The following is a 24261-nucleotide window of genomic DNA, read 5'->3' as shown; positions in this document are numbered from 1 at the left end:
AGAGGAGGAAGGGGGTGGTGGCGGGTGTGGGCGAGGGCTTTCGGGATGGCCGGACTCGATCAGGTGCGTGATACAGGAGTGGTCCGTGTCCGTAATGGGTGTGTGCGGGTCACTCCGTGCGGGGATTGGGAAGGCGTGCCGTGGCGAACTCTCTTTACCGCACTTTGCGGCTCTTTGCGGTGCGAACAGGCGGAAGTGTTACGTTCCGAGACTGTCGATATGACGCGCATCACTCCCTAAGCGGTCACTGGTGACGACGGACAAGCAGATGAAGACCTGGCATGCGCGCAATGCATCGTTCGGAAGTCCACGATGGCTGATCAGGCCCAGGCCGCTCCGACGTCCGGCATTTCCGTCCAGCACCTGCCCGTTCGTTCGGGCTTATTCGCGTCTCGATCAGCCGAAAGGCAGCGGCACATCCTCCTCGTACGGTACGGGTTCGACAGCGGACCATGCACCGGGGACCTGCGCCAGGATTTCCAGCACCTCGGCCTCCGACTGGCCGGCAACGACCAGGCCCGGCTCAACCGGATCCGGCTCCAGGCACAACAGCTTTCCGGGGGCGGAGAACCAACGCGCCGGTTCTCCCGCCGGGTGATACCAGGTCGGGCAAGGTGGCAACGCTATCGGCCGGTACGCCGCCTCGACGGCCGCGACGACCTCCGCAGTCGCCAGGCATTCACGTCCGTACGAGCCGTACCGGCGTGCCCGGCGCAGCCCTGGTTCTCGCTACGGAACACCAGCAGCTCCCCCGAGGGATCCGGCAGCAATTCCTCAGGCGCCAGCAAAGGACTGTGCACGGCGACCAGATCCGCCCGCCGGCCGAAAAGCCCGTACGCCTCACGCAGCGCCGCCGGAAGTGAATGTCCGAGCCGTTCCTCGGCACGCCGCACCTCACTTGGCGGAATGCCGTCCGCCGGTGACAGAGGCGCCGACCACGAGCCTGCGAACGCCTCGACGAACTTCCACACCGCCTCTCGCTCGGTGGCCGCGGCGCCGAACGCCCGGGCCAGGTCCAATCTCTCGCGCCTCTCAGCCATCCCCCGACCCTACGTGCCCGGAAAACGACGACCGAGGGGCGGTGGTCGTCTCGGGTGGAGCCGGTGTGTTCCCGGGTGGTGCGGGTTCGGCGATGACCTTCCGCGTGGTGTTCAGGTCCGCTAGGCGGGCTTCGGTCCGGTGAGGGGTGGTGAGGCGGCGGGTCATGTTCGCTGTGGGAACCGAGTAGGCCGGGGCCAGTAGACCGCGCATCCCAGAAAGACAGGGTCCAGTAGGTCGGGAAGCAATCGGGAAGCAGGTTGGGAAGCAAGCCGGGAAAAGACCCTCAGCCACACCCGCCCCCCACCCGCACCAGCCCCCACTCATAAGCCATGATCACGGCTTGCGCCCGGTCCCGCAGTTCCAGTTTCGCGAACAGTCGGTTGATGTGGGTCTTCACAGTGTGGTCCGTGATCGTGAGCCGGCTCGCGATTTCCGTGTTGGACAGCCCCCGAGCGATCAAGGTGAGCACCTCCGCCTCACGCGCCGTGAGCTCTCCCACGGAGTGAACCGGCAGCCGTGACGTCCGCGCATGCACGAACTCGCCGATCACCCGCTTGGTGATCTCGGGCGAGAGCAGCGCGTTCCCGGCCGCCACGACTCGTACGGCGTGCAGCAGTTCGGGGAAGGTGGCGTCCTTGAGCAGAAAGCCGCCCGCCCCGGCCGCGAGCGCGTCGTACACGTACTCGTCGAGGCCGAAGGTCGTCAGCATCAGGACCTTCGTCGTGCCCGCGGACCCGGCCAGAATCTCGCGGGCCGCCTCGATGCCGTTCTTGTGCGGCATCCGGATGTCGAGGAGCGCGAGATCGGGCCGGGTGTCGGCGGCGACGCGTACCGCCTGTACACCGTCCTCGGCCTCGCCCACGACCTCGATGTCCTCCTGGGTGTTGAGGAGGTTCACGAAGCCGGTGCGGACGACCGCCTGATCGTCGGCGACCAGTGCCCTGATCACACGCAACTCCTTCTCCATGCTCTCCGCGCTCTCCGCGCTCTCCGCGCTCTCCGTGCTCTCCATGCCGATCAGCCGGTCCCCCAGGGAAGCTCCGCCTCCACCAGGAAGCCTCCGTCCGGGTCCGCGCCCGCGCTGAGCCGACCGCCGACCAGGGCCGCCCGCTCCCGCATTCCGGTCAGGCCGTGTCCCGCGCCGGAGCCCGGTCCGGAACCCGGGCCCGGGCCGTCGTCGTGGACGCGCAGCGTGAGCAGCCGGTCGGCACCGTAGTCGATCTCCACGACGGTACGGGCGCCGGGCGCGTGCTTGCGCACGTTGGTCAGCGCCTCCTGGGTGATCCGGTAGGCGGACAGCTCCCACGCGGCGGGCAGCGGCACCCGCTCCCCGGTGATCCTCAACTCGACGTCGCCGCCCACCGCCCGGTGCTGGTCGACCAGTTCGGCAAGGTGGTCGAGGGTCGGTTGCGGGGCGGTGAGGGCCACGTCCCCCTGCCCCTGAGGGGTACGCAGGACACCGAGGAGGCGGCGCAGTTCGGCCATCGAGGAGCGGGCGGTGCCGGCGATCTGCTGGAAGCCGTCGCGAGCCTCGGGGGTGAGGCCGGGGGTGGTGTACGTGGCGCTCTCCGCCTGCACGGCGATCATCGACACCGAGTGCGAGACGATGTCGTGCAGTTCACGGGCGATGGCGGCCCGCTCGGCCTCGGCGGCCTGCTGCCGCTCCATGGCGATCAGCTGGGACTGGGCCAGGTTGCGTTCCTTGCGGGTCTCCTCCCGGGAACGTACCGCGTCGCCCATCATCACGGCCCCGAAGATGACCACGGTCAGCAGGAACGACTCGGCGAACAGACTGAGCGAGCCCTTCTCCCAGAGCGCGGGCACCGGCAGGTCCATCCGCGACCAGGTGTTGATGTGCACCAGGTTCACGCACAGGGCGCCGAGCGCGGCGCCCGCGACGGTCACCGCGGGGTGCAGTACCCGGTTGCGGCCCAGGGTGTAGCAGCCGATCAGCCCGCTCGCCATGATCGAGACGTACAGGTTGACGTCCCCGGCGAATCCGAGCATCCCCGCGGCGACCGTGAGCACCGCGACGGGCGGGAACGACCGCCGCCACATCAGCGAGGCGGCGGAGACGAGGACCCCGATGGTGGTGGTCACGGATCCGGGAATGGCGATCAGCTCCGCCACGGCACCGATGGTCAGGGCACCGCCGGTGGCCCAGGGGTAGGCGGGCGCGGCGGTCCAGGCGCGGAACCGCTGCTGAAGGGACGTACGCATGCGTCCATGGTCCGTGCCGGCGCGGGTGCGCGCGTCGCCGCACGGGTTGAGTCTGCGGGCGGATGTCATGCCACGGGTTGAGTCCCAGGTCCGGAGTCTCGGTTGACGCCGTGCGACCAGCGGGTTCCTACCGTCGATGGGCATGACGAAGAGTCTTGATCGGTATGTGCGGGTTATTCGGCGCGTACATCGTGAATGGTGTGTGCAACACATTCAGTGTGTACGCCACGAACGGCATGTGCGACATATTCAGTGCGTACGTCACGAGCGGTACGCGTGGGCCGGCTGCGCGGTCGTCGCGCTGGGGCTCACCCTGGTCTCGGATCTGGAGCCGCACCGGGTGTGGGGGGTGGTGGCGGGGGCGGGTTACGCGGTCGCGGCGGTCCTGGCGTGCGGTGCGCGCTCCCGCCCCGCCTCCCGGGCGGTCGCCGTGGTGGGGGCCGTCGTGGTGGGGGCCGTCGTGGTGCCGCTCGTCTCGCTGGCGACGGCCGGGCTCGGGCAGCTGGAGGTCACGGTCGTTGAGCGGTCGGGGCAGTCGCTGCTCACGAACGGCAGCCCGTACGTCGCCGACCCTGCGGTCGTCGCCGACTTCAATCCCTACCTGCCGGGGATGGCGCTCTTCGGTGTGCTGCCCGGGGACGTGCGCTGGTGGCTGGGCGGCGCATTCGTGGCGGCCCTCGCTGCGGCCGGTCTGTACCGAGCCCGGCTGCTCGCCTGCCCTCTGGTCGCGCTGCCCCTCGCGGTGAGCGGGGTCGACCTTCCGGTCGTCGGCCTGATGTGCCTGGGCGTCGTACTCGCCGGGCAGGGGCGACCGGGCCGCGCAGGGCTGGTGCTCGGCGCCGCCGCCGCGCTCAAGTGGACGGCGTGGCCCGCGCTGCCCGTGGCACTGGCGCTGATCGCGGTACGCAGGGGTGGCCGGCCCGCGCTGTGGTACGCGGCCGTGGCCCTGTCCACCGCAACGGCGGCGGTGCTGCCCTTCGCCCTCGCCGGCTCCTCCGCCTTCTACCGGAGCGTCATCGCCTTCCCGCTGGGTCTCACCGACACCGCCTCGCCGGCCGCGAGCCCGTTGCCCGGCCATCTGCTCGCGACGTACGTCCCCGGCGGCAGGGTGATCGCGCCCGCGCTCCTCGCGGTGAGCGCGTTGCTGATCGCGGTGTCGCTGGTGGTGCGGCCGCCGACAACCGCACGAGCGGCGGCCGCACGGCTCGCGCTCGGTCTGGGCCTGGCGATGACCCTGATGCCCGCGACGCGTTTCGGCTACCTGGTCTATCCGCTGGTGCTCGGGGCGGTGGCGTACCGGATGCCGCAGCGCGGCGACACCACCGTCACCCCCATCGCTCCCGTCACCCCCATCGCACCCACCACCTCCATCGCCCCCGTCAACCCGGTCGTTCCCTCCAGGAAGAAGGCCCTCATATGACGAACAGCTCCCGCCCTCGCACACTGATCGTCACCAATGACTTTCCGCCGAGGCAGGGCGGCATCGAGACCTTCGTCCGTGAACTGGCCGACCGATTCCCACCCGACGAGGTGGTCGTCTTCACCTCGACGCCGAGCCAGGCCACGACGGAGTCGGTACCCGACGAGTCCTTCACGTACCCTGCCGAGTCCTCCACGTACCCTGCCGGGTCCTTTACGTACCCTGCCGAGTCCTTTGCCTACCCGGTGATCCGCCACCCGGCACGCACCCTCCTGCCCACTCCCCGGGCCACCGCGCATGCCGCATCCGTGGCCCGCCGGTACGGCTGCGACCGGGTGTGGTTCGGCGCGGCGGCGCCGCTCGGCCTGATGACGGACCGACTGCGGCGGACGACGGACATCCGCACCGCCGTCGCCACCACGCACGGCCACGAGGTGTGGTGGGCCCGCACCCCCGGGGCCAGGGCCCTGCTACGCCGCATCGGCACGCAGGTCGACGCCCTCACCTGGCTGGGCGCGAGCACCCGTCGGCCGATCGAGGCGGCCCTCGCTCCCGGGACCCGCACCGCACGTCTGGTCCCCGGTGTGGACACCACGGCTTTCCACCCCGCCCTGGACGGCGGCGCGGTGCGGGCCCGCTATGGTCTGGGCCGCCGCCCGGTGATCCTGTGCGCGGCCCGGCTGGTCCCGCGCAAGGGCCAGGACACCCTGATCAGGGCGCTGCCCTGGGTCCGCAGGGCGGTCCCGGACGCCATGCTCCTCCTGGTCGGCGACGGCCCGTACGCTCCCGAACTACGACAACTTGCCCTGCGCGAAGGCGTCCTGCACTCGGTTGTCTTCGCAGGCGGCCACCCTCACCACGCCCTCCCCTCCTTCTACGCCGCCGCCGATGCCTTCGCCATGCCCTGCCGCACCCGCAGACGCGGCCTGGAGGTGGAGGGCCTGGGCATCGTCTACCTGGAGGCCGCCGCGTCCGGGCTCCCCGTCCTGGCAGGCGACTCGGGTGGCGCCCCCGATGCGGTACGCGACGGCGAGACCGGCCATGTCGTCGACGGCCGCTCGGTGGCGGCAACGGCGGACCGCCTGACCAGGCTCCTCCGCAACCCCGAACTGGCTCACGAAATGGGCAGGAAGGGACGTCACTGGATCCGGACGGAATGGACGTGGGACCGCTCGTATTCGACTTTGGCGGAGCTGCTCCATTCCGCGGGAGCAAGAGGGTGAGTGGACGCAAGCCCAGCGCAGAAATACGCGTTGGAGAAGACGCCGGGGTGCAAGCAAACACTGGCCGTTGTCGTTCTGGGGCTGCCTCCTCCCTGATCGCTGAAATCCACAACCGAATCAACGGCTTGCCGGCTCCGGGAAGCTCCGGACAGCTCGGGAATGTTGGGAGAGCCCCGGAAACCGATCCCAGGCTGCGACCCGGCCACATCAGGCACACCCGGCCACATCAGGCACAGCCGACCAACAACAGCTAGGACCGTTCGTGACCTACATCGCCGATACAGTCACTGGTGAACGCGGTCGTCACGGCGCCATCGGACCTGCCACCCGAAGCCGGCGCCCCCGTGTCCGCGTCCCCGTCCCACGAACCACCCGCCGCCCAAGGAGCCTGCCCGCATGTCCGGACGTTCGTCACAGATCCCGCGTTTCACCTGGTCGCAGGTGTGCGCCCGCCGTCTGGAACGCCACGCTCTGAGCACCCCGTCGGCAACCGCCCGGCCCGCTGACATCGTCGGTGCCATGGCCGGTACCCATGCCCAGGTACTCTCGGCCGCCGAACTCGCCATCGGGCTGCGGATGTCCGACGCCTCTCGGGTGGACGTGCGCAAAGCACTCTGGTCGGAGCAGAGCCTGGTCAAGACGTTCGGGCAGCGGGGGACCGTACACCTGTTTCCGACCTCCGACCTACCGCTGTGGGTCGCGGCCTTCTCCGCCGTTCCCGAGCCGAAGAACCCTCATCCGGCGCGCATACGGATCACCGAGGAACAGACCGCCGAGGTGGTCGCGGCCATCGGCGACGCCCTGCAGGACGCCGAGCTCACCATTGACGAACTCAGCGAGGAAGTGATCAGCAGGACCGGCCCCTGGGCCGGCGACCTGGTCATGCCCGGCTTCCAGAGCATGTGGCCGCGCTGGCGCCAGGCACTGCACCTGGCCGGTCTGCGGGGGAAGCTGTGTTTCGGCCCCAACCGCGGCCGCAAGGTCACCTACACCAACCCGGCCCGTTGGCTGCCCGGCCTCTCGCCGGCCGACCCCCGAGCCGCACTGATCCATGTCGCGACCAGCTATTTGCACGCCTACGGCCCGGCCACCCCGCAGCAGTTCGCGCACTGGCTGAACGCGCCGGTCCGCTGGGCCGACGAACTCTTCACGTCGCTGGCCGATGAACTCCAGCCGGTCGAGGTCGAGGGACATCCGGCCTGGGTGGTCGCCGGCGACACCGCCATGCCCGACACGCCGCCGCGCGGCCTGCACCTGCTGCCCTACTTCGACGGCTACGCCTACCGGGTCGGCAACCAGCCACCGGAGCTTCTCTACCCCGGCCGCGCCCGTGAACGGGTGCTGCCCGGCAACTTCCAGGTGCTGATCGTGGACGGTGTGGTCGGCGGGCTCTGGCACCAGCGGCGCTCCGGCCGCAAGCTCGACGTCACCGTGGAGTCCCTGGTGCCGCTCAGCGCCGCGCAGCGTACCGAGGTCGAGCACCGGGTGGCCCGGATCGGCGAGATCCTGGAGGCCGCGCCGCAGCTCACGTTCGGTCCGGTCACCGTGGGCGGCCATGCTTGACCGTAGGCCCGTCAGTCCCCGCGGTTCGACCGTCGCCGCCGTTGCGGGCATCCGCTCCGGTACCTGGGCGGCCGGGGCGTGGACGGTGAAGCGGGCCTGGTGGCGGTAAGGGGCGGTGGACAAAGCGCGGGAGGCGTAGTCGGCGAGGTCGGGGGCGGGTGCCTGGCGGGGGATGAAACGGGGCCCGTTGGGGGTACGCAGGGTCAGGTGGTCGACGCGGAAGGTGCGCCAGTCGGCGCGCGCCGTGTCGTAGGCCAGGGGATACCAGTGGCGCCCGAGAACACCAGCCGGCGCGGCTCGGCTTCGCGCCGGGTCTCGGTGACGTCGTGGGAGCGGTAGCAAAAGCGCCGGGTCTCGTGGTCACAGCAGATCCGCGGGCACATGGCGGCGACCCCGCCGACGCGTTCCACGTGGTGACTCCCTCCATCCGGATCGCCCCCGAACACGTCGTCGGTGTGCATGGCAACGGCGCGCTGGGCTTCCCGACCGGTGCCCCCGCCGAGTTCGACGGACTGTCGGCGGGCGAGCTGGAGCGGCTCGGGCAGTACCAGGACCAGGACCGCAGCGGTTACGCGATCATCCAGGCAACCTGGCCGCAGACCCTCGCGTTCGGCCTGACCGACTCGCCCGCCGCACAACTGGCGTGGACCGGGGAGAAGTTCGCGGAGCGGGCCGACCCCGCCCACGAATTCCCCGAGCACGCCGTCGACCGTGACCAGTTGCTCACCGACGTGAGCATCTACTGACTGACCCGCACCGCCGCCTCTTCCGCCCGGCTGTACAAGGAGAACGCGCAGGCCTGGGGCTCGGCCGTAACGACGTCCACGGTGCCACACGGCGTCGCCGTCCTTCCCGGCGACTCCGGTGTCCGCCGCATCGCCGAGGGGGAGCACAAGGTGGTGCACTGGTCGGAGTTCGACCGCGGTGGCCACTTCCCCGCCATGGAGGTACCGGACCTGCTCGTCGACGACGTCCGGGCGTTCTTTCGGCTGGTCCAGGCCGGCCTTGCCTCCGTTGCCTCCAATGCCGTACTGCACGGCCGTACTGCACGCCGCAATCCGCCACCGCCGGCGGAGATATCGCCTGCTTCAGCCCTGGGTGGGAACCTATAGCTCGCCGCGACGCCTGCGCCCAAGGGCTGCTGTCGACGCTGGGGGCAACCCCCGACTACGGGCCGGGCTTCCCCCACCCGAAGCCGTAGGGCCTCCCCCAGTGCCCCGGAAAGCTATATGGCATGGAATAGCGATACCTACTGTCTCCTTCGCCCGTGGAGAAGCATGCGTACCTTGCGTATCTTGCGGTCTTTACTCACCTTCCTCCTCACCATCGCGGTCGGCGCGACGGTCTTTCCGGCGTACGCCGCGCCCGTGAGTGGTGCGCCCGGAGCCGGCGACAGCGGGCGCGAACGGATCCGTCGCCACCTTCAGGACCTCGCCCGCAGCGGCGCTGTCGGCGCCCAGGTGCAGGTGACGGACGGCAGCGGCACCTGGACGGCCCGGGCAGGCAAGGCCCGGGCAGGCGGTGACGCCTTGGTGCCGCGGGAGGGCCGGTTCCGTGCCGGGAGTACCACCAAGATGTTCACCGCCGTCGTGATGCTGCAACTGGTCGAAGCGGGTGCGGTGTCGCTGGACGCCCCGCTGGTCCGCTATCTGTCTGCAGAACTCGTCCCCGGGGCCGAGCACATCACCGTGCGGATGCTCCTCCAGCACACCAGCGGCCTTCATGACATCGCACGCGATCTGCCGCAGGGCGAGGAATTGGTCCGCACGCGTTTCCGCCACTACGACACGACCGCACTGATACGAGAGGCCGCGGCCCGGCCCGCCGAATTCCCGCCCGGCACGGATTACGGGTATTCCAACACCAACTACCTCATCGCCGGCCTCATCATCGAGCGCGTGACAGGCCATTCGTACGCCAAGGAGGTACGCAACCGGATCATCAAGCCCCTGCACCTGGAGCACACTTACGTACCCGAGGACAAAGCGTCTGTGCCAGGACCGCATGCGCACGGCTACATCACGCTCCGCGGAACGGGCACTCAGCAGGGTCGCGCACGGCAGGTGGACGTCACGGAGCTGAATCCCTCGATGGCAGGCCCCGCCGGAGAAATCATTTCGACGACGAGCGACATGGACACCTTCCTGACCGCCCTCGCCTCCGGAAAGCTCGTGCCTCCGGCCGAATGGAAGGAGATGAACCGCACCGTGCCCACGTCCACCCCCGGTAGCCGGTACGGGCTCGGCCTCAAACGGCTGCAGTTGAGTTGTGGCCGCGTGGCCCTCGGCCACACCGGCGGCATCCCGGGCTACGCGACGCTCGCCTTCACCACGCCGGACCAATCACGCCGGGTCGTACTGTCCGCGAACCTCGCCGACTGGCCCGCCGACCCGCGCATCGGTACTCCCATCGACAAAGTGCTGGATGACGCCATCTGCGATTGAGAGGTGTGTTCGAGCTGAGCTGACACGAAGCGGCCCGCTCGGCTGTGCCCAACCGTCCTGGAAGTCACTGTTGTGCTGGGCCGGGAGAAGCCGAGCATGGGTATGCGTGCGCGTCCGTCCCAGCAGCACCAGGAAGGACATCAGCCATGACGCTCAGCTCGGACCCGGGTGCGGACAGCCTGGCCGCGATCGAAGCGAGGCTCGACCGGCGGCGGGACCAGTACGCGCTGCCCGAGGGGCATATCGCGGAGGGGGACTCGCCCTGGCTCCCCTTCGTCCCGCAGGTGATGATCAAGCATCTGACGTTCGACGTCCGCAGCAGTTCGGCCGCCAATGTCCTGTGGGTGCAGGCCGGCGGAGTGCTGGGCCGCCATCGCCACCGTGGCCCGGTTTCCGGCTATGTGCTCGACGGCAGCTGGCGCTACCTGGAGTACGACTGGGTCGGCCGCCCGGGTGACTTCATCCGGGAAAGCCCGGGCCGTACCCACACCCTGGTTTCCGACGAGGGCATGAAGACCGTCTTCTGGCTGAACGGACCGGTGGAGTTCCTGGACGAGCAGGACAGGGTGACAGAGGTGATCGACGTCTTCTGGTTCATCGACCACTACGAGCGCGGCTGCGAGGAGCAGGGCATTCCGGTCAACCGGGCGCTCTATCTGTAGTTCCGGGCTTCAGGGACAGTGCGGATGCCCGGCCGCTGATTCGCCTTCCGACCGGCGAGGCTTAACTGGGCTGAGGACGCACAAGCTCGTCATGCGCGCAGACTTGAGTTGTCGTGGGCGCGGTCGAACCACGGCGACCGGCTCAACCCGCGCACGTTCGCCATGCGCTTCCCCCGCCACCTCGCGCAGCGCTTCCACCGCCAGTCCTCGCGCAGCGCAGCGACGACTGCCGTGCCGAGGTCGGCGGGTATGCGACATCATCCGTGACCGGCGAGGGTGCAGTCGCGGATCTGCCAGCCATCTGTGGACAGGAGCTGTTGGACTGATCGCGCAACGTGTCGGCTTTTACAGGACGGAAGGCCATGCCGATTACCCCTACCGCTGCGATCAACAGCCAACATTTGTCTTCCCGGACGCCACTGATGGGGTGGCCGGCCGTGGTCTCGGTGATGCTGGGGATTTTCGCCATCGTCACCACCGAGATTCTTCCGGTCGGTCTGCTGACCTCGATCGGTTCCGATTTCACCGTGTCGGACGGGATGGCCGGGCTGATGATGACCATGCCCGGCTTCCTGGCGGCTGCCGCTGCTCCGCTGGTCACCGCGGCCACGGCACGATGCGACCGCCGGCTGATGCTGTGCGTTTTCATGTTGCTGCTGGCACTGGCCAACTTTCTCGCCGCCGTGGCACACGGCTACTGGCTCGTACTGATTTCTCGGGTCATGGTCGGGATAACGATCGGCGGGTTCTGGCCGATCGGTGCGGGGCTGGCCGAACGACTGGTGCCAACGGCGTCCGTGGGCAGGGCAACTGCTGTGATCTTTTCCGCTGTCCCGCTGGGGTCCGTTCTCGGCGTACCGACCGGCACCCTCATCGGCCAATTCGCCGGATGGCGGACGGCTCTCGTTGTCATGGGCCTCCTGGCGGTCGGCGTGCTGGTCATGCTGTTCTTGTTCGTACCGCCGCTTCCCCCGGTGCGGGTCACACGGCTGGGCGTCCTCAGCCCCATGCTCCGCAGCGTCGATACGCGCTTCGCGCTCTTGCTGACTTTTCTGATCGTGTTGGCCCACTTCGCCACCTACACCTACGTCACACCATTCCTGGAACAGGTCACTCACGCCGGTGATGGTCTGATCACTGCATTCCTGCTGCTTTACGGTGCCGCCGGTATCCTCGGCAACTTCCTGGGCGGCGCCTGGGTGGCCCGGTATCCGCGGAGCGTCTTCGGGCTCGCGGCCGGGCTGATCGCCGCAGCGACCCTGCTGCTCCCGGCATTGGGCCGCTGGAATGCGGGCGCCGTGGTTCTGCTGGTCGTATGGGGGATCGCGTACGGTGCTGTGCCGGTCGCGTCGCAGACTTGGTTCTCCAAGGCGGCACCGCGCACCCCGGAAGCGGCGTCGGTCCTGTTCACCGCCTCTTTCCAGGCGACGATCTCGGTCGGCGCGCTCGTAGGGGGAATCGTCCTGGACCGCACCTCTCCGTCCACGGTCATGCTGCTGGGCGGATGCACCGCAGTCCTCATGCTGCCGGCGACAGGGGCACGCTGTGCCGAGCGCTTCACCGGTCCGGTCTGCGAGGAGCGGTCTTGAACGCGTGTCTTGCAGGTATCGGAGGAGGCTGCGTTCGCCTTCATGTCCGGCTTGGTCATGCCGGGCGTGGCCAAGCCGATGGCGCCGACCGGGTCAGGCCGCGTCGCGCATCTCGCGCAGTACGTCCGCGAGACGGTGGACTCCCTCGGTGATCACCTTCTCGTCCGCGCTCAGGCTCAGGCGGAAGCACCGGGTCGCGTGGCCGGCGAGGCCCGGGGTGCGCGGCGGGTCCACGAAGAAGTGGCGTCCCGGTACGACGAATACGTGCCTCTCCTTGAGCCGGCCGTAGAGCGCGGTGTCCTCGAACCAGGGGTGATCCACCCACAGCCAGCAGAACATGCCGCCCTCCCCGGAGTGCATGCGCCAGTCGACATCCGCCGGCATCAGCTCATGCAGCAGGTGATCGACGTAGCGCTTCTTCGCACGGTAGTACGGCGTGATCACGTCGCGGGTCGTCGCGTCGAGGCGCCCGTCGGTCAGGACGCGGGCGAGGGCGTACTGGGCGAGCTGGGGTGCATGCAGGACCGAATTGGACATGAACGCCGCGAGCGGGGCCATGTACGTCGGGTGGCCGATCGCGAAACCGATGCGTTCGCCGGGCAGTCCGGCCTTCGACGCGGAAAAACAGTTGACGACACTGTCGTGCAGCACCGGCTCGGTGTGCACCTGGGCGATCCGGGGGAACGGCGCGCCGTAGGCGTGGTCGACGAACAGGGGCACCTCGCGCTCGGTCGCGAGCGCCGTCAGCGCGTCGAGGTCGGCGCGGCCGAGGGCGCGTCCGGTGGGGTTGCCCGGGCTGGAGATCAGCATCATGCCGATGTCCGCACGACGCCGCAGCGCCTCGATGTCCAGGGCGTAGCGGAAACGGTGGCCCTCCTCGCGGTGGATCAGCGGGGCGATCGCGGCGATGCCGTCGTCGTGCAGGCACAGTCCCTGGTATCCGGTGTAGTCGGGCGCCATGGGCAGCACGATCCGCCGTTCGCCGTGCGCTCCGGGGCCGGCGAAGAGGGCGGCCGCCGCGAAGCAGACCATCTGGCTGCCGGGGCCGACGGCGATGTTCTCGGGGCCGAGCTGCCATCCGTACGTCCGGTGGAAGTAGTCGGCGATGGCTTCGACGAGGGCGTGGCTGCCGCGGGACGGGCCGTAGCGGCAGCCGGCCTCGTCGAAGTCCTCGGCCATCGATTCGGTCAGGGCGGCCCGCCACATGTCCCGCACCTCGGGGATGGGGGCGGGGTTGCCCACGCTCAGGTTGAGCCATGCGCCGGCCGACGCCCCGGCCGTGCTCGCGGCGACGTCTTCCATGATGCTGCGCAGGCCGGACAGTCCGGCCATCTTGGTGCCGCTGAGCGACAACCGCATAGTTTTCTCCTCAACGGCGGACGGGGCGGGGGTGGTTCATGGGAGTGCGTCCTCCGGCCGGGCGGTCACTTCGCGTATTCGGTGACGGCTTCGGCGAATTCCGCGACCCCGGACGCCTCCAGGACGAGGTACATGGGGACCTGCAGGCCGGTCCGCTCCTCCAGCTCGCGTACCACGCGCACGGCTCGGAAGGAGTCCCCGCCCAGGGCGTAGAAGTCGTCGAGCGGGCCGACGGCCGGAATGCCGAGCACCTTGCCCCAGACCTCAGCGACCAGGGCTTCCATACCGGCCGCCGCCGGCCCGTCCGCGCCCTCCTCGTGGCCTGCCGCGTCCGCTGCCGGATCCGCTGCCGGGTCGCGGTCCGTACCGGCGGTCACGGGTACGGCGTCGGCGGCCAGCGCGGTGAGTCTGCCGTGGTCCAGCTTGCCGTTGGGTGTGAGCGGGAACCGTTCCAGGGGCACGATCGCCGCCGGCACCAGGTGCGCGGGCAGCCGGGCGGCGAGTTCGGTGCGTATCCGCTCGGCGGCGCGGGCCGGGCCGTCGCCGGTGTCCAGGACGACGAAGCAGACCAGCCGTGTCGCGGACCCGGTGCCGTCGGCCACCACCGCCGCCTGGCGCACTCCGGGCACGCGCAGCGCGGTACCCTCGATCTCGCCCGGTTCGATGCGGAATCCCCGGATCTTGACCTGGCGGTCCACGCGGCCGAGGTACTCCAGCTCCCCCGAGGGGTGGGCCCGCACGAGGTCCCCGGAGCGGTACAGCCGGCCGCCGGTGCCGCCCAGGGTGTCGGCGACGAAGCGCTCGGCCGTCAGCTCGGGCCGGTCGTGATAGCCGAGCGAGACGCCGACGCCGCCGATGTACAGCTCGCCGGGCTGCCCTTCCGGGACGGGCCGCCCGTGCTCGTCGACGATCCACAGGACGGTGTCCTCGATGGCCGGGCCGATCATGACGGTCCGCAGGCCGGAGTCGCGCGGGCACACCCACGCGGTGCAGTACATGGTGCACTCGCTCGGCCCGTACAAGTTGCTGAGGGTGGCGCCCGACCGCTCGTGGAAGCGGCGGACGAGTTCCGGAGCCAGTGCCTCGCCGCCGGTCAGCACCTGGCGCAGTCCGTCGACCCGCTCCCCCGGGGCCAGGGCCAGGAGGAACAGTTCGAGCAGGGAGACCACCCACCAGACGGTGGTGACCTCCCGGTCCCGTATCAGCCGGGCCAGATGGGCGGGGTCGCGCTGCCGGCCCGGGGCCGCGACGACGATCGGCGCACCGTGCAGGAGCGGCCAGTACACCTCGACGAGGAACATGTCGAAGGTGCAGGCGGTGTGGTGCAGTACCCGGTCGTTCTCGTCGATCGGGTGGCTGTTCTGCAGGGAGCGCAGCCGGGCGGTGATGCCCCGGTGGCTGAGCAGCGACCCCTTCGGCCGGCCGGTCGACCCGGAGGTGTAGATCACCACCGCGGGCCGGTCGGCGAGGGCGTCGGCCGGCCGGAATCCGGCCGGGCCGTCGGCGTCGGCGCACTCCTGCACCGTCAGCACCTGGGTGCCGAGGTCCTCGGGCAGGCCGGCGCGCAGGGCCGCGGAGGTCAGCAGCAGACGCGGCGCGCAGTCGCGCAGCAGGAAGTCGACGCGTTCCGCCGGGTTACCGGTGTCGATCGCGACGTGGGCGCCGCCGGCGAGGACCACCGCGGCGACGGCGATCACGAAGTCGGCCGACCGTTCCAGCAGGACGGCCACCCGGTCGCCCGGCCGCACGCCGCGGTCGCGCAGCAGGGCGGCGATCCGCACGGCGCGGTCGCGGACCTCACCGGCGAGGACCGTCTCGTCACCGTCCAGGACGGCGACCCGCTCCGGATGGGCCTCCCAGCGGGCCAACAGGGCGGTGTCGAGCCGGTGCTCCGCATCGGGGGGTGTTTCCATGGTTCGAGACCCTTCTCGTTCAGTTGCCCGCGGCGGTGATCCGGGCGATGCCCGCGGCCAGTTCGCGCACCGTCGAGTAGTCGAAGAGCAGCTCGACGTCGAAGTCCGCGTCCAGCTCCGCCTGGATGCGGGCAGCGATGCGCATGGCGCGCAGCGAGTCCCCGCCGAGGTCGAAGAAGTCGTCGTCGAGGCCGACTTCGGGCAGGGCCAGCACCTCCCGGAAGATGCGGGCGATCGTTTCCTCCAGCCCGCCGGGCGCGGCCGTGCCCTCCAGGTCGTCCGTACCGCTCCCGGTGGCGGCGCCGGACGGCCCGTCGGCCGGTACGGTCAGGGCGAGCAGGTCGGTCTTCCCGGCGGCGGTGAGCGGCAGTTCGTCCAGCGTGACCAGGAGGTCGGGGATCATGTACGAGGGCAGGCGGCGCCGGAGCCGTTCGCGCAGCCGGTCCGGTGCGGCCGGGGCGTCGCGGTCGGCCGGCACGGTCCAGGCCACCAGCCGGTCGTCGCGCACGGCGACGGCGGCCGCGGCGATCTCGGGCTCCTCCAGCAGCACCTGTTCGATCTCGCCGGGCTCGATGCGGTAACCGCGCAGTTTGAGCTGGCGGTCCATGCGGCCGAGGACTTCGATCCGGCCGTCCGGGAGGGTGCGCGCGCGGTCACCGGTGCGGAACATGCGCGAGCGTCCGCCGGTGTACGGGTCCGGTACGAAGCGTTCGGCGCTCAGTCCGGGCCGCTTCCAGTAGCCTTCCGCGACGCCGTCGCCGCCGATGCACAGTTCGCCGACGCAGCCGAGCGGCGGGAGGCCGCCGCGCGGGTCGAGGACGCGGAGGGTGGTGTTCGAGATCGGGCGTCCGACCGTGACGCGGGTGGTCTCGGCGTGGATCTCCTCGACGCTGGAGTACACCGTGGTCTCGGTCGGCCCGTACATGTTCCACACGGACGTGCCCCGCTTGGCCAGTGGTTCGGCCAGGTCGGGCGGGAACGCCTCGCCGCAGCTGTACAGCCGTACGGAGCCGTCGCCCTGCCAGCCGGAGTCCAGCAGCGCCCGGTAGCGCGAGGGGGTGGCCTGCAGTGCGGTGATGCCGTGCCGGGTGACGTAGGCGTCCACTTCCCTGCCGCTGAGGCCGAGGGTCCGTCCTCCGACATGGACCGTCGCCCCGACCGCGAGCGGCACCAGGAGTTCGGCCAGCGAGGTGTCGAAGGTGAGCGTGGTCAGCGCGAGGAAGCGGTCGTCCGGTCGGAGGCCGGGGTGCCGCAGCGCCAGGCTGTCCACCAGGTTGGCCAGGGCTCGGTGGCCGATGACCACGCCCTTGGGGCGCCCGGTGGAACCGGACGTGTAGATGACGTAGGCCAGCCCGTTTGGGTCGGCACCCGGCAGCACGGTGTCCGCCTCGGGCGGGGTTTCCGAGTCCTCGCGCGACAGGTCCACGACGGTGCCGCCCCAGCCTTCCGGCTGCAAGGCCGTCGCGGTGTCGGTGAGGACGAGGGCGGGATCGGCGTCCTGCAGTACGTAGGCGGTCCGGTCGGCGGGGTGGGCCGGGTCCAGCGGTACGAACGCGGCTCCGGCGCGCGCGACCGCGAGCAGGGCGGTCACCAGGTCGGCGCCGCGGCCCAGGCAGACGCCGACGCGGTCGCCGGGGCCCGTGCCGAGAGCGGCCAAGCGCCGGGCGAGCGCCGTGGCCCGGGTGTCGAGCTGCCGGTAGGTGTACGTGGTGTCGCCTGAGACGACCGCCGGATGGTCCGGCCGGTCGGACAGTGCGGCGTCGATCAGTCCGGCGAGCAGCGCGCGCGGCGGCGTGCGGTCGACGTCCGTTCCGTTCCAGCGGTCCAGGACCAGGGTGCGGGTCTCCTCGGAAACCGCCAGGAGGTCGCGGACGGGCATGTCCGGTCGGCCGGCGAACCGCTCCAGGACGGTGATGACGTGCTGGAGGACCTGCTCGGCCTCGCCTTCGCCGAACGCAGCCGCGTCCACGACGAGTTGGAGCCGCAGGTCGTCCGCGGCGCGCACCACGAGGGTGGCGGTGTAGTTGGTGCGGGTCTCGTAGCGGACGTCGGTGACGCGGAGCGCTCCCCCGGGCAGCACGGAGCGGGAGGCGTCCGGGTAGTTCTCGAACACGACGACGGTGTCGAAGAGATGGACTCCGCGTTCGGTTCCGGCCCAGCGCTGCACGTCGGTGAGTGGCGTGTGCTGGTGCTCCAGGACGGGGTGGCGGGAGGCCGCGTACCCGGACAGCCACTCCTCCGCGGCCAGGTCGTGGTCGACGCGCGCCCGTACGGGAACGGTGTTGATGAACATGCCGATCATGGATTCGGCGTGCGGCAGCGGCGGCCGTCCGCCGACGGTGACGCCCATGACCACGTCGTCCCGGCCCGAGTAGCGGGCGACGGTGCCCGCCCACGCGGCCTCCACGACGCTGCCGAGGGTGGTCGACCGTGCCACCGCCAGGTCGCGCAGCCGGGCGGTGGCCTCGGCGGACAGGGTGCCCCGCACGGTGCGGAACTCCCCCGACGGCTTGGCGCCGGGCCGTGTGCCCGGCAGGGTGAAGACCGCGGGCTCGCGGTAGCCGGCCAGGTAGTCGCTCCAGAAGGTGCGGTCGCACTCGGGATCCTGGCGGCGCAGCCATGTGATGTGGTCGCGGAACGGGGGCGGCGGGGTGGGCGCGGCGCTGCCGGGGTGCGCCAGTTCGGCGGTGACCTCGGCCATCAGCAGGGCGGCCGACCAGCCGTCGAGGATCATGTGGTGGTACGTCCACACCATCAGGTGCTTGTCCGCGCGCAGCCGCAGGACCAGCAGTCGCATCAGCGGCGGGCGGGCCGGGTCGAACGGTTCGCCGCGGCGCCGCGCCACCTCCTGCTCGGCCGCTTCGGCGCGGGCCGCCCCGTCCAGGTCCGTCAGGTCGCGGAAGTCGACGCGGACTTCCGCGCCGGGGAGCACCACCTGGCGGGGTGCGCTGATGCGTTCGTGGACGAAGGCCGTGCGCAGTGCGGGGTGGCGGGCGACCACGGTCTGCCAGGCGGCCGTCAGGGCCCGGAGGTCGAGGGCACCGAGGACGGTGAAGGTGGTCGTCTCGACATAGAGGCCCTGCTCCGGTGCGGTCGTGGTGTGGTAGAGCATCCCTTCCTGGGCGGGAGAGAGCGGGTAGATGTCCTCGATGTCGTTCACTGCGTGTCCTGTCCGGACCGGAACAGGTTCAGCACCTGTGCCAGGTCCTCGTTGCTGAGGTCGGCGTCCGGGAAGGGCCCCGTCGACCCGGCGGGCGGCTCGGGGGCGGGAGCGGGCGCGTCCGGAGAGCCGTCCGTGCCGGAGGGGGCGTGCGCGGAGCCGGGCGGCGGGGTGTCCTCGGCCGCGGGCGCGTGCCGTCCGGCGTCGAGCCGTTCCGCGAGCGCGGCCGCGGTGGGATGGGCGAAGAGGTCGCCGGGTGACACGGCCAGGCCCGCGTTCCGCATCTCGGCGGCGATCTGCACGATGGCCAGGGAGTCGGCGCCGAGTTCGAGGAGGTTGTCGTCGGGGCCCACGCCGGTCAGTCCGAGCATGCGGGCCCACACCTGCGCGATCCGCCCCGGCAGGTCGTCCTTCTGAAGGGCTTCCTGCGGTCCCCGTCCGGCGCTCGGTGCCGCGGGTGCGGTCACGCGCGGAGCGGCCGCCGGGACGGCCCGGGCGCGAGGGGTGACCATGACGTGCGGGAGGTGGGGGTTGGCCAGGATGACGTCGAGGGCGTGCAGGCCGTCTCGGGTGGTGAGGCCGTCGCCGGCGTCCGGAGCCCGGTCCCGGGGGTCCTCGTCGCCCGGTGGCCTCTCCCCCGGTGCCGTGGGCGCCGGGCGCAGGACGAAGCCCTCGACGGTCACCGCCGGGCGGCCCTCGGGGTCGGTGATCGTGACATCGGCCACCAGGGTGTCGCCGGTCCGCGGGTCGCCGGAGACCGGCACGATGTGGGCGTACCCCTCGGGGCCGAGGTCCTGGTGGGAGATCAGTTTGCGGTAGGCCACCGGAAGGTGCCGTCCGGTGCTTTCGGCGACGGCGCCGGTGGCGGCGTCGAGCAGCGCCGGGTGCAGCGGGTGGGCCGTGACGTCGCCGTGGTGACGCTCGGGCAGCCGCAGCGTCAGCAGGGCGTGGCCGGCGCCCCGGTGGATCTGCGTCGCGCACTCCCATCGCGGGCCGGTGGTCAGCATGCCGCCGGATTCCCGGCCCGGCGGCGCCGCGGGGGTGGCTCCCGTACGCAGCGCGGTGAGGTCGATGCCGTCCGGCGCGGGGCCGTCGTACGGACGGACCCGCCCCTGGCCGTGCGGGCGGGCGCCGGCCGCGGAGGACCGTACCTCCCAGTCGTGGCCGCCCTCCGGGTGCGGTCTGAGCCGTACGACGACCACCGGCGGCGCGTCCTCGGCGAGCCGGACGGGGCTGGTGAAGACCGCGTCCAGCTCCACCGGTGCGGGTGCCCCGGTCCGGCTGTCGGAGCCGTCGCCCGCGTCCGTCAGCCGCCGGTGCGCGGCGAGCGCCAGTTCGAGCAGCGCCGTGCCGGGGAGCACCGATTCGCCCGCCAGGCGGTGTTCGCCGGACATCCACGCGGTGTGCGGGCCGCGGCGCAGGCGGAACGCGGTCCACCCGTCGGAGGTGTCGCGCCGGGCGTCGAACAGCGCGTGGTCGAGCGGCTCGCCCTCGTCCTCCGGCCAGTCGGCGGTGCCGCTCCGCACAGCCATCCCCGTCTCGGACCAGCGGTCCCAGCCGATGGAGACGGCCGTGTCGGTGGTGTGCGCGAAGCTGTCGAGGAAGGCGTTGGCCCCGGTGTAGTCGGCCTGTCCGGCCACGCCGGTCACGGCCAGCACGGACGAGCACAGCACCATGACCGGCCGGTCGCGCTCGGTCAGCCGGTGCAGCAGTACGGTGCCCAGCACCTTCGGTTCCAGGACGCGCGCGATGTCCTCCGGCCGCCGCAGGGACAGCACACCGCCGCCCGGCAGGCCGGCCGCGTGCACGACGCCGGCGATCCGGCCGTAGCGTTCGCGTACCCGGTCGAGGGCCTCGCCCAGGCTCCGCTCGTCGGTGACGTCGCTCTGGACGAGACAGACCTCGCAGCCGTTCGCGGCGAGTGCCGTCAGCGTGCGGGCGAGCTCCGGCGGGCAGGTGGCGGCGGGCCGGGCGCCCTTCGGTCTGATCGCGTGCCAGGACGGCCCGTCGGGCACGGGCCGGCGGGTGACGAGGACGAGGTGGCGGTCCGCCCGGTCGGCAAGGCGCGTGGCGACGGCGGTGCCGATGCCGCCCAGGCCGCCGGTGATCAGCCAGGCTCCGGACGGCGGGTCGGCGGGCGGCCGTGTGCCGTCGTCGAGCGCCGGGCGCGCGGCCTCGGGCACCAGCCGGGCACGGCCGCGGACGGCGACCACCGGGTCTGACGCCCCGGCGCCGTGGACGAGCGCCGCGAGTTCGGCGATGACCGCGTCGGCGGCCCGCGCGTAACCGGAGCGCGCACCGGTCGCGCAGTCCAGGTCGAGGGCGCGCACCGCGCTGCCCGGGAGCTCCAGGGGCAGGACCCGCGCCGGTCCGAGAGCCGCGGCGGCGTGCGGTGTACGGGGAGGCCGGCCGCCCGCGGAGAGGGCCGCGTCGCTGACCAGGAGCGCGCGCAGGGGCCGGTCGGGGAACCGCTCGCTGAGGGCGCGGGCCAGCGCGGCGGGCACGGTGACGGCTCGCAGCGCGCAGCGCGCCACGGCGTCGGCGGTGGCGCTGTCCAGGGTGGGATCGTCCACGGCCCAGCAGGAGACGACCGCGTCCGGGGGCGTGCCGCGGGACTCCAGCTCGGCCATCAAGGTGGGGAAGGCGTCCGGGTGCCCGGGGTCCAGCCGGTGCCCGTCGCCGTCGGCTTCGATCCCGCCCGGCAAGCCTGGCGTACCGAGGTGTACGAGGTGCACCCGGGTGCCGTCGCGGACCAGTTTCGCGGCGGTCTCGTCGGCCAGGCCCGAGGCGTCGGCGAGCAGCAGGACCGTACCGAGATCCGTGCGGGGAACGGGGGCGGGCGGCACGGAGGGGGTCCACGCCAGCACGTGCAGCCGGTCTTCGGGCCGGTCCGGTCCGCCGGTCGCGGTGGGCGGGCTCGCGGGAGCGGGCCGGGCGGCGGACGGTGCGGTGGGCTCGAACCAGTGCCGCGTCCGTTCGAACGGGTAGGCCGGCAGTGGGACGCGGCGGCGTCCGGTCCGCTCGCCCAGCGCCGCCCAGTTGATGTCCGTACCGCGTTCCCACAGCCGCGCGACCGCGGTGAGCCGGGCAGGGGCCGCGTCCTCGGTGTCGCGGAGCTGTCCGAGCGCCGGGAGGACCAACCGGTCCGTGCCGAGGGTGCGGCGGGCGAAGCCGGACAGTGCCCGGCCGGGCCCCGCCTCCACCAGCGCGACCGTGTCCGGCAGGGCTCGCAGGGCCTTCTCGAAGCGGACCGTCTCACGCAACTGCCGGGCCCAGTACGTGGGCGAGGCCGCCTCTTCGGGCGTGAGCGGCCGGCCGGTCAGCGCAGAAACGACGGGGATCCGCGGGGCCTGTGCGGGCGTGGCGGCGACGAGGGCGGCGAACTCGTCGAGCAGCCCGTCGGCGTGGCGGCTGTGGAAGGCGTGCCGGACGGACAGCGGACGGGCCGCCACACCGCGCTCGGCGAGCAGCTTCCGCAGTTCTTCGATCGCGGCCGGCTCACCGGTCGCCACACAGCGGTCGGGCGCGTTGACGGCGGCGAGCTCCGGGGCCGCGTCCGCGTCGCCGTACGAGGTCTCGATGAGATGGCGCAGCTCGGCCTCGGGAAGCGGAACGGCGAGCATCGCGCCGGCCGTCATCCGGCTCATGAGCGCGCCCCTGCGGGCGACGAGCCGGGCGGCGTCGGCGAGGGTGAAGACCCCGGCGGCGCAGGCGGCGGTGAGTTCGCCAACGCTGTGCCCGGCCAGGGCCACCGGGCGGACGCCCAGCGCGGCCCACCATTCGGTGAGGGCGTATCCGACGGCGAACAGGGCGGGCTGGGCCACCTCCGTACGGCCGAAGTCGTCGGCGTGCCCGGGATTCAGCAGCAGGTCCCGCAGCGGGGCGGCCGTCCACGGGCGCAGGGCTTCCAGGCACCGGTCGAGGGCGTCGTGGAAGGCCGGCTCGGCGGCGTACGGTTCTGCGGCCATGCCCGGAGCGCCGGCCCCCTGCCCGGGGTAGAGCAGCGCGACGCCGCCGAGCGCGTCACCGGCGCGGACGGGAGCGGGCCGGGGCGTGGCGAAGACCGGGGCCCGGCCGGGTGCCGCCGTGACGGCACGGCGCCAGGGGTGGGCCGTGCGGCCGGTCTGCAAGGTGTGCGCCACGTCGGCGAGTGCGGGAGCGGCCGGGTCCGTCACTGCCGTGTCCAGCCGGTCGGCCAGCCGGTCCAGCGCCTCGGGGGTGCGGGCGGACAGCGGAAGCACCTGCCATCCGCGGGCCGCGTCGGATTCCGGTGCGGGGCGGGCGGCCGGCGGGGCGTCCTGCAGGATGACGTGCGCGTTGGTGCCGCCGATGCCGAAGGAGCTGACACCGGCCGTACGGGTGCCGTCCTCGCCGGTCCAGGGTTCGGCGGCGGTCAGCACACGGAAGCGGCTCCCGTCGAGGCCGGGCAAGGGCGCCTCGAAGTGCGCGGTGGGCAGCAGGGTGCGGTGCTGGAGCGCGAGGACCGTCTTGATCAGCCCGGCCATGCCCGCGCAGGTGTCGAGGTGGCCGACGTTGGACTTCACCGCGCCGAGCACCCGTCCGGAGTCGGGGGCGTCGGCGAAGACGCGGTCGAGGGCGGCCAGTTCGATGCGGTCGCCGAGGGCCGTGCCGGTGCCGTGGGCCTCCAGGCAGGAGATGTCCGCGGGGCCGACGCCGGCGACGGCCTGCGCGGCGCCGATGACGCGGACCTGTCCCTCCAGGCCCGGCGCGGTGAACCCGACCTTGCGGTCGCCGTCGTTGTTGACGGCGGAGCCGAGCAGGACCGCGCGTACGGTGTCGCCGTCCGCGACGGCGTCGGCCAGCCGCTTGAGAACCACGGCGCCGACACCGCTGCCGAAGACGGTGCCGCCGGCGGCGGCGTCGAAGGGCCGGCAGCGGCCGTCCGGCGACAGGATGCCGCCTTCGGTGTGGAGGTAGCCCAGTCCCTGGGAGATCCCCGCCGACACGGCTCCGGCGACGGCCACGTCGCACTCTCCGCTGAGCAGCGCCTCGCCCGCCAGGTGCACGGCGACCAGCGCCGACGAGCAGGCGCTCTGCACGGTCAGACTGGGGCCGGTGAGGCCGAGCCGGTAGGACGTCTGGGTGGCCAGGTAGTCCTTGTCCCCCGCGGCCAGCCACTGCACGTCCGCGCGGTCGGCGAGTTCGGCGGCGTGCGGCAGCAGGTGGTGCGTCAGGTACGAGTTGAAGCCGGCCGACGCGTAGACGCCGATGCCGCCGTCCACCCCTCGGGTGGGCTGCCCCGCGTCCTCGAAAGCGGAGACGACGCACTGCAGGAACAGCCGGTGCTGCGGGTCCATCAGCTCGGCGTCGCGCGGGGTGATGCCGAAGTACTCGGCGTCGAACTCGTCGATGCCGTCGAGCACTCCCCCGGCGGGGACGAAGCGCGGGTCGGCCAGCCGGTCGGCCGGTACGCCGAGCGCGGCCAGCTCCTCGGGCGTGCGGAAGGTGACGCTGTCGCGGCCCGCCACGAGGTTCGCCCAGAAGGCTTCGGCGTCGGGCGCGCCGGGGAACCGGCACGCGAGTCCGGTCACGGCGATGGCGTCCGGCAGGTCCGGTGCGCCGGTGGGGCTCCCGGTGCCCTGACTGGTCATTCGGTCTGTCTCCTTAGGGGCGGTGCATGCCGCGTTTGCGGGGCCGGGGAGGGCG

General features: G+C 71.8%; 15 protein-coding genes. 8 read left to right on the top strand and 7 right to left on the bottom strand.

Annotated elements, in window-relative coordinates; translation table 11 throughout:
- Positions 1–623 precede the first annotated feature (623 nt).
- The 3 genes from IH45_RS1000000148570 to IH45_RS0104410 form a co-directional block, all read right to left on the bottom strand.
- Positions 624–1040, bottom strand: a complete 417-nt coding sequence (locus IH45_RS1000000148570) for a hypothetical protein (RefSeq protein ID WP_158812928.1) — start codon at positions 1038–1040, stop codon at positions 624–626.
- 284 nt (positions 1041–1324) lie between these two features.
- A complete protein-coding gene (locus IH45_RS0104415) occupies positions 1325–2008 on the bottom strand; it encodes a response regulator (protein ID WP_030661591.1) in 684 nt (227 codons plus the stop codon).
- 50 nt (positions 2009–2058) lie between these two features.
- On the bottom strand, positions 2059–3261 hold the full coding sequence (locus IH45_RS0104410; RefSeq protein ID WP_030661589.1) for a sensor histidine kinase: 1203 nt from the start codon (positions 3259–3261) through the stop codon (positions 2059–2061).
- A 247-nt stretch (positions 3262–3508) separates the two neighbouring features.
- Between IH45_RS0104410 and IH45_RS0104405 the strand changes: the two genes are divergently transcribed.
- The 8 genes from IH45_RS0104405 (at position 3509) to IH45_RS0104375 (ending at position 12162) form a co-directional block, all read left to right on the top strand.
- Positions 3509–4681 carry a glycosyltransferase 87 family protein gene (locus tag IH45_RS0104405; protein ID WP_394298657.1) on the top strand — a complete coding sequence of 391 codons (1173 nt, stop codon included), beginning with the start codon at positions 3509–3511 and terminating at the stop codon, positions 4679–4681.
- Positions 4678–5904 carry a glycosyltransferase family 4 protein gene (locus IH45_RS0104400; RefSeq protein WP_030661583.1) on the top strand — a complete coding sequence of 409 codons (1227 nt, stop codon included), beginning with the start codon at positions 4678–4680 and terminating at the stop codon, positions 5902–5904. The genes IH45_RS0104405 and IH45_RS0104400 overlap by 4 nt, the downstream gene beginning before the upstream one ends.
- Before the next feature lie 396 nt (positions 5905–6300).
- Positions 6301–7467, top strand: a complete 1167-nt coding sequence (locus IH45_RS0104395) for a winged helix DNA-binding domain-containing protein (RefSeq protein ID WP_030661579.1) — start codon at positions 6301–6303, stop codon at positions 7465–7467.
- Between the two features lie 356 nt (positions 7468–7823).
- Positions 7824–8213 (top strand): hypothetical protein, encoded by a 390-nt coding sequence (locus IH45_RS1000000149200; RefSeq protein ID WP_050514529.1) that lies wholly within the window; start codon positions 7824–7826, stop codon positions 8211–8213.
- 81 nt (positions 8214–8294) lie between these two features.
- Positions 8295–8579 (top strand): hypothetical protein, encoded by a 285-nt coding sequence (locus tag IH45_RS1000000149195; protein ID WP_050514528.1) that lies wholly within the window; start codon positions 8295–8297, stop codon positions 8577–8579.
- 117 nt (positions 8580–8696) lie between these two features.
- The gene (locus tag IH45_RS0104385; RefSeq protein ID WP_078897226.1) at positions 8697–9911 is read left to right on the top strand and encodes a serine hydrolase domain-containing protein; all 1215 of its coding nucleotides are present in this window, start codon (positions 8697–8699) and stop codon (positions 9909–9911) included.
- A gap of 146 nt (positions 9912–10057) precedes the next feature.
- A complete protein-coding gene (locus IH45_RS0104380; RefSeq protein ID WP_030661573.1) occupies positions 10058–10573 on the top strand; it encodes a 2,4'-dihydroxyacetophenone dioxygenase family protein in 516 nt (171 codons plus the stop codon).
- A 362-nt stretch (positions 10574–10935) separates the two neighbouring features.
- Positions 10936–12162: an MFS transporter gene (locus tag IH45_RS0104375; RefSeq protein WP_030661570.1), complete on the top strand. Its 1227-nt coding sequence runs from the start codon at positions 10936–10938 to the stop codon at positions 12160–12162.
- Positions 12163–12255: 93 nt separating this feature from the next.
- On the opposite strand, the gene IH45_RS0104370 is transcribed toward IH45_RS0104375, so the two are convergent.
- From IH45_RS0104370 to IH45_RS0104355, 4 genes are all read right to left on the bottom strand, one after another.
- Entirely contained in the window at positions 12256–13521 is a 1266-nt protein-coding gene (locus tag IH45_RS0104370; RefSeq protein WP_030661567.1) for a valine--pyruvate transaminase, read from the bottom strand.
- A gap of 65 nt (positions 13522–13586) precedes the next feature.
- Positions 13587–15434, bottom strand: a complete 1848-nt coding sequence (locus tag IH45_RS0104365; protein ID WP_050514527.1) for a non-ribosomal peptide synthetase — start codon at positions 15432–15434, stop codon at positions 13587–13589.
- A 19-nt stretch (positions 15435–15453) separates the two neighbouring features.
- Positions 15454–18594 carry a non-ribosomal peptide synthetase gene (locus IH45_RS0104360; protein WP_030661562.1) on the bottom strand — a complete coding sequence of 1047 codons (3141 nt, stop codon included), beginning with the start codon at positions 18592–18594 and terminating at the stop codon, positions 15454–15456.
- A complete protein-coding gene (locus IH45_RS0104355) occupies positions 18591–24206 on the bottom strand; it encodes a type I polyketide synthase (protein WP_030661559.1) in 5616 nt (1871 codons plus the stop codon). Before IH45_RS0104355 ends, IH45_RS0104360 begins: the two co-directional genes overlap by 4 nt.
- Positions 24207–24261: the final 55 nt, after the last annotated feature.

It is taken from the genome of Streptomyces rimosus subsp. rimosus, assembly GCF_000720725.1.
Classification (GTDB): domain Bacteria; phylum Actinomycetota; class Actinomycetes; order Streptomycetales; family Streptomycetaceae; genus Streptomyces; species Streptomyces rimosus_A.
The sequence above is the reverse complement of the archived record's forward strand: the minus strand, read 5'-3'. Positions and strand labels throughout refer to the sequence as shown.

Excerpts from the sequence above, each read along its gene's own strand:
- IH45_RS0104370 (WP_030661567.1), bottom strand. The coding sequence starts at position 13,521 with ATGCGGTTGTCGCTCAGCGGCACCAAGATGGCCGGACTGTCCGGCCTG.
- IH45_RS0104355 (WP_030661559.1), bottom strand. The coding sequence starts at position 24,206 with ATGACCAGTCAGGGCACCGGGAGCCCCACCGGCGCACCGGACCTGCCG.
- IH45_RS1000000148570 (WP_158812928.1), bottom strand. The coding sequence starts at position 1,040 with ATGGCTGAGAGGCGCGAGAGATTGGACCTGGCCCGGGCGTTCGGCGCC.
- IH45_RS0104380 (WP_030661573.1), top strand. The coding sequence starts at position 10,058 with ATGACGCTCAGCTCGGACCCGGGTGCGGACAGCCTGGCCGCGATCGAA.
- IH45_RS0104365 (WP_050514527.1), bottom strand. The coding sequence starts at position 15,434 with ATGGAAACACCCCCCGATGCGGAGCACCGGCTCGACACCGCCCTGTTG.
- IH45_RS0104395 (WP_030661579.1), top strand. The coding sequence starts at position 6,301 with ATGTCCGGACGTTCGTCACAGATCCCGCGTTTCACCTGGTCGCAGGTG.
- IH45_RS0104385 (WP_078897226.1), top strand. The coding sequence starts at position 8,697 with ATGGCATGGAATAGCGATACCTACTGTCTCCTTCGCCCGTGGAGAAGC.
- IH45_RS0104375 (WP_030661570.1), top strand. The coding sequence starts at position 10,936 with ATGCCGATTACCCCTACCGCTGCGATCAACAGCCAACATTTGTCTTCC.
- IH45_RS0104410 (WP_030661589.1), bottom strand. The coding sequence starts at position 3,261 with ATGCGTACGTCCCTTCAGCAGCGGTTCCGCGCCTGGACCGCCGCGCCC.
- IH45_RS0104415 (WP_030661591.1), bottom strand. The coding sequence starts at position 2,008 with ATGGAGAAGGAGTTGCGTGTGATCAGGGCACTGGTCGCCGACGATCAG.
- IH45_RS0104400 (WP_030661583.1), top strand. The coding sequence starts at position 4,678 with ATGACGAACAGCTCCCGCCCTCGCACACTGATCGTCACCAATGACTTT.